Below are 4,780 nucleotides of genomic sequence, written 5' to 3'. Positions count from 1 at the left end.
ACCATTAAACTTTTTGGGGAAAATGTTCCTTTCCATGATCCGGTCATAGAAGGCCGAAAAGATATCCCCGAGCCAGGGTTTTAATCTTTTCACCCTGTTATCTTTATCAAGCACATTAAAGATTTCATTTTTCTTGATAACCTTTACAGACTCTTTAATTTTCATGGTCAATTTCCCTGGGGTTAAAAGCTTTGTTTTTAAAATGGCACCAACTTTTATAACGAATGTGTTATCAATGTGGCCCTATGATGCTGGATGCGGCCCAGCGGGCCATAAGGCAGGCTCTATCATTCATCCTCTTCTGTGACAGTAATACCAGCTCCCGTTGCTGCCATTTTGCCTTTTGATTGGACCTTCACTTCAATGCCTTCCCCAAGGATGGCCAATTCCGAGAATTGCTGGTCTTTTAATGAGTGAATAAAGTGCGCTTCACCGTCAACAATGAATTGCAATTCCCGAGGTGTGAAAAACACAATTTTAATCTTTTTTTGGTCCCAATCATATTGCTGGTAAACCGCTAAATCTTCCAGTAAGAAAGAATGATGGTCCGTAACAATTTTCAGGAGCTTGTAATTCATGCATAAGGACTCTGCCCCGTTTCCCATGATCCATTTTTTGCTTCTTGAGTTGCCGGCCCGCGACAGTGAATGGTATGTGAGATTTACCTCGATCCTTGATCCTTCCTGGTTTTCGAACGATTCCTGTTCGGCCTGATACAAATCAATATAGTTTTCGATCTCTTGTTTTGTGGCAGCGAGGACATCATCATAATCATAGTCCTGTTTGACGGCTGCCAGTGAGCCCGTATCAGTTTTACCGTCAATGCATAAGCTTTTGCAGACCAGGTCCGCAAATGCGAAGCCGGTACCCGCTTCTGTGGCATCATTTTTCCAATCTATTCCAATATAATCCATCATAATCCCTTCTGCAGCCCCGACCGGGTATATCCGGTTACGTATCATATCATCCGGCGAAATGGTTTGACCCAGCATTTTGCTTTGAAACGAATCATAAATATAATTTTTCATTTTACTGGAAAGCAAGCTATCCTCAAAATCGAGGTGCTCATCATTTTCAATCATTTCCATCAGGCAGAAAACAGATTTCACTTCCACATACTTAGCCGTTCCTTCATTCAGTTCCTGGCCTTGCTCATACCTTCTTACGAATTCATCAGCGGTTTTCCAGCGGTTTTGTCTCACCAGTGCAAAATCCTTCACAATTTCCCTGCATTTTTCTTTATCCCCGGCATCCTTGGCTTTCAAAGCATCGATGAGCAATTTCATTTCCAGGTAAGCCATGGCCGTATTCTCAGCATCCAGGATGGGGTACTTTTCAGCTCGGGCCCATGGTATTTCCCCAAATGATTGTCTCTGGAACTGATGGAACGACTCGTGAGTGATAAATGCAAATATTTCCAACAATCCTTCTGTTGTATTCAAGTTATAGAAGTTTTCATGCAACCCGATGGCCAGGGTAGTTATGGTATCGATTTTAAAATTAAATGCCAATTGTCCACTCAGCCCTTTCAGGTCGCCTTTGTGCAGCATGGCATCAGTGTGAATATCCGGCCAATCCTCCGGATATTCCACAAAGCCTTCTACAGGGTTTTTACTGTTGACCAGCAGGGCCCATTTCCCAGGGATATACACCATGAACGGCTGTTTTGAAAGATCATAGCCAGGCCAGATCTGGTCATGTTTTTCCCTGAACACCTTAACCACTGTACCCGTTGCCGAGATCACGGTTTTTTCAAGCTTTGTGAGGTTTTGAAATTCCTGTGAGAAGCACCATGTTGAATACAATGCAATGGCAACGAGGATAATCCTTTTGATAACTGTTTTTTTATTCACTGTTGATTTGTTTTTTATTAACAGCCAGCGTCTCAACAAAACAGGTCTTTGTTATGCATCGTGAAACAGAAAAAAGGCATGCCGGTGAGCCTGTTTTTGAACGAATATTCCCTGAAGGATGATAAATTTATAGCATTTAAATATATTTGGCAAGAAGAGAGCGAAAATCGTGAATGGTAAAAGAAAAATATACGGCCTTTGAAAAGTATGAATACAAAGCAAGCTGAGATTTTGGCGGGGGGCTGCGCTAAGCAACCCATGTTTGAGTCCAGCCGAAGGCTGTGCGAGTTTGGGTTGCGGGGAAAATCGAAGCGGAAATCCCGTTCTGCGGGGCCAAAAGTACAAGAAACAAAAGTGGCCGTGGAGCGGAACATCAGTGAACGGTGAACGGTAAACGGTGAACGGTGAACGGTGAACGGATGTTTCTAGTCACGCGTCACGCATAACGCGTCACGCATCACGCGTCACGTGAAAATTGAACTAGGTTGTTTACCATTACGCCTCTCTCAATGTAGCTATAAAATAAAGCAGGGATCCATTTTCATAGGGCAGCTTTTGAAAATCAAATCCCTGGCGTTGAAATTTGTTTTCCAGTTCTTCGGCTGAGAAAAGGGTCCCGCGAATTTTCACCCCGGGCTTTTTCTTTTCCGGGATGGGTGTGCTGCAATAAAAGGTGCCGCCTGGTTTAAGGACTCTTTGCAGTTCTGAAATGAACGCATCGATATCCCGGAAAAAGTTTAGCGACAAATTGCATATGGCCATATCGAAGCAATCTTCAGCAAAAGGCGTATCAGATGCGTCACTGACGTAAAATTCAGGCTCTTTGAAACCAGACAGGATGAGTTTTTTCCTGGCGATGCGAAGCAGTCCCGCGCTCACATCAATGCCCGTATAAACATTATCATTATTCAAAAATTCAACGGCGTTGCCGCTTCCCGTGGCGAATTCTATGATCTGCCTGCCATGGATAGTATTAAATTCATTCTTTAGTAGCTCAAAATGCTTGTGAATGGAACCATTAAACTTTTTGGGGAAAATGTTCCTTTCCATGATCCGGTCATAGAAGGCCGAAAAGATATCCCCGAGCCAGGGTTTACGTATCCTGACCCTATTATTGCTATCTAACTCATAATAAAGGTCATTTTTGCGGACAACCTTGACCGACCCTTTAATTTTCATGGTTCTCTTTTCCTGGCGGCACCAGTTCAATATGGATCAGCTTCTTTTTTTACGCGGTAGAAGTATGAGGAGTATTCCCAGCAGAATGAAGTGGAATACCACCTGGCCATAGTGCATGGTCTGCTCGTTTGCATCGGAAGCAAAGTGCTCACCGAAGAACAATAATGGAACGGCCTGAAAGAGAACCACTGTTATAAGCCACAAGATAACTGCCCAAAACCTGGACTTCCAAAGCCCCCAGGCCAAAACCAGGCAGATGGGTAGCAACAGCAGGTCGGCAGCCCGGAATAGCCATGGCTTAGCCACCCAGGAACCGCCAACGAAACCCATTATGCTCCCCAGGTGGGACAAAGCACTCAGGAGCATCAGGACTGCTACGATCTTAAGGTAGATAGCTACGCGTGGATGTGCAATCCCGTTTTGAATCCATTTTACGAAACTCATTACTAACGTCCTCCTAAAATTATAATTCCATTTACTTATTTCAAAATCACCGCATTAAATATACAAAAGTTATTTACATATGTTACATTGGTCTTAATCTGATCTCTCTATCCCTGGCTTCAACCCTTCTCATGTCAGCCGTCTGTCCCCTAAGGTGTTTTCTATGGTTGCTATGATACCAGGCTCAACTGGAGCGAAGCGGAGCGACATCCCGCCGGAGGCGGGGATGCAAAACTCACCAATATTTTCGTGATCTGTGATCTGTGACCTGTGATCAGGGGTGAACTGTATTTCAGATCACGGGTCACGCATCACGCGTCACGGGTATCAATATATCAGATATCCGTTTATCTTTCGTCTTTTATCCTTTATCTTTACATCCATGGCCCTTAGCAGAAAAACCAGCATCCTATTTATTGCCCTGGCCATAATTTTGATACTGGCTATTGGGTATGTGCTATTTACTAAGTGGCCGGTGAGGAAGGTTTTTGTTTTGCCGAACAAGCTTTCGGCTTATTTGCCGGCATTTCAGAGCAAGAACGATACGCTGTTAAATTACAGCGGCTTCATGGTCAGCCTCAACAAGAAGAACAAGCTGGCATCGCTTGTGTTGTATAAGCTGAGGAAGGTCGACCTGCAGAACAAGCGGGCGAAGCGCAAAAATAACTTCAGGGCCGATCCGGGGCTGCGGGATCTTGTGAACGAACCGAAGCAATACTCCAGGAGCGGCTATGACCGCGGGCATCTCGCTCCCTGTGAGGATCTCATGAGCTCGCAGGAGAAGGTTGACCAGAGCTTTTACATGTCGAACATCGCACCGCAGATACCAGGGTTCAACCGGGGCATGTGGAAGAAGCTCGAGAACCGGGTAAGGCAATATGCTATGGAGAACGACAGTGTGATCGTCATCACCGGTCCTTTTCGGCCCAGGTTCGATCCGCGTAAGCCCGGGCTTGCTGTGCCGGAATATTATTACAAGGTCGTGCTCGACATCTCACCTCCCGAATACAAGGCAATCGCCTTTCTAATGAAGAACGACCGCCTCAGCGGTGAAGTGACCGAATATGCCATCTCCATCGATTCCCTGGAAGCAACCCTGGGGTATGATTTCTTCAACCAGCTCGACAGCACCCTGCAGGAGATGATTGAGGAGCAGGTTGATGGAAGGAAATGGTAATTGACCAATTCACGTCACGCGTCACACGTCACGCGTCACGCATCACGCGTCACGTGAAAATTGAACTAGGTTGTTTACCATTACGCCTCTCTCAATGTAGCTATAAAATAAAGCAGGGATCCATTTT

General features: G+C 45.1%; 4 protein-coding genes. 1 reads left to right on the top strand and 3 read right to left on the bottom strand.

Going from position 1 to position 4,780, the window contains the following annotated elements; genetic code table 11:
- Positions 1–287: 287 nt before the first annotated feature.
- The 3 genes from V2I46_05570 to V2I46_05560 form a co-directional block, all read right to left on the bottom strand.
- On the bottom strand, positions 288–1,853 hold the full coding sequence (locus V2I46_05570; protein ID MEE4176960.1) for a hypothetical protein: 1,566 nt from the start codon (positions 1,851–1,853) through the stop codon (positions 288–290).
- 495 nt (positions 1,854–2,348) lie between these two features.
- Positions 2,349–3,032, bottom strand: a complete 684-nt coding sequence (locus V2I46_05565) for a class I SAM-dependent methyltransferase (GenBank protein MEE4176959.1) — start codon at positions 3,030–3,032, stop codon at positions 2,349–2,351.
- Between the two features lie 36 nt (positions 3,033–3,068).
- The gene (locus tag V2I46_05560) at positions 3,069–3,476 is read right to left on the bottom strand and encodes a hypothetical protein (GenBank protein ID MEE4176958.1); all 408 of its coding nucleotides are present in this window, start codon (positions 3,474–3,476) and stop codon (positions 3,069–3,071) included.
- Positions 3,477–3,858: 382 nt separating this feature from the next.
- Here V2I46_05560 and V2I46_05555 point away from each other — a divergent pair, with 382 nt between their 5' ends.
- Positions 3,859–4,653, top strand: a complete 795-nt coding sequence (locus V2I46_05555; protein ID MEE4176957.1) for a DNA/RNA non-specific endonuclease — start codon at positions 3,859–3,861, stop codon at positions 4,651–4,653.
- The last annotated feature ends 127 nt before the right edge of the window (positions 4,654–4,780 follow it).

It is taken from the genome of Bacteroides sp. (assembly GCA_036351255.1).
Taxonomy (GTDB): Bacteria; Bacteroidota; Bacteroidia; order Bacteroidales; family UBA7960; genus UBA7960.
The sequence above is the reverse complement of the archived record's forward strand: the minus strand, read 5'-3'. Positions and strand labels throughout refer to the sequence as shown.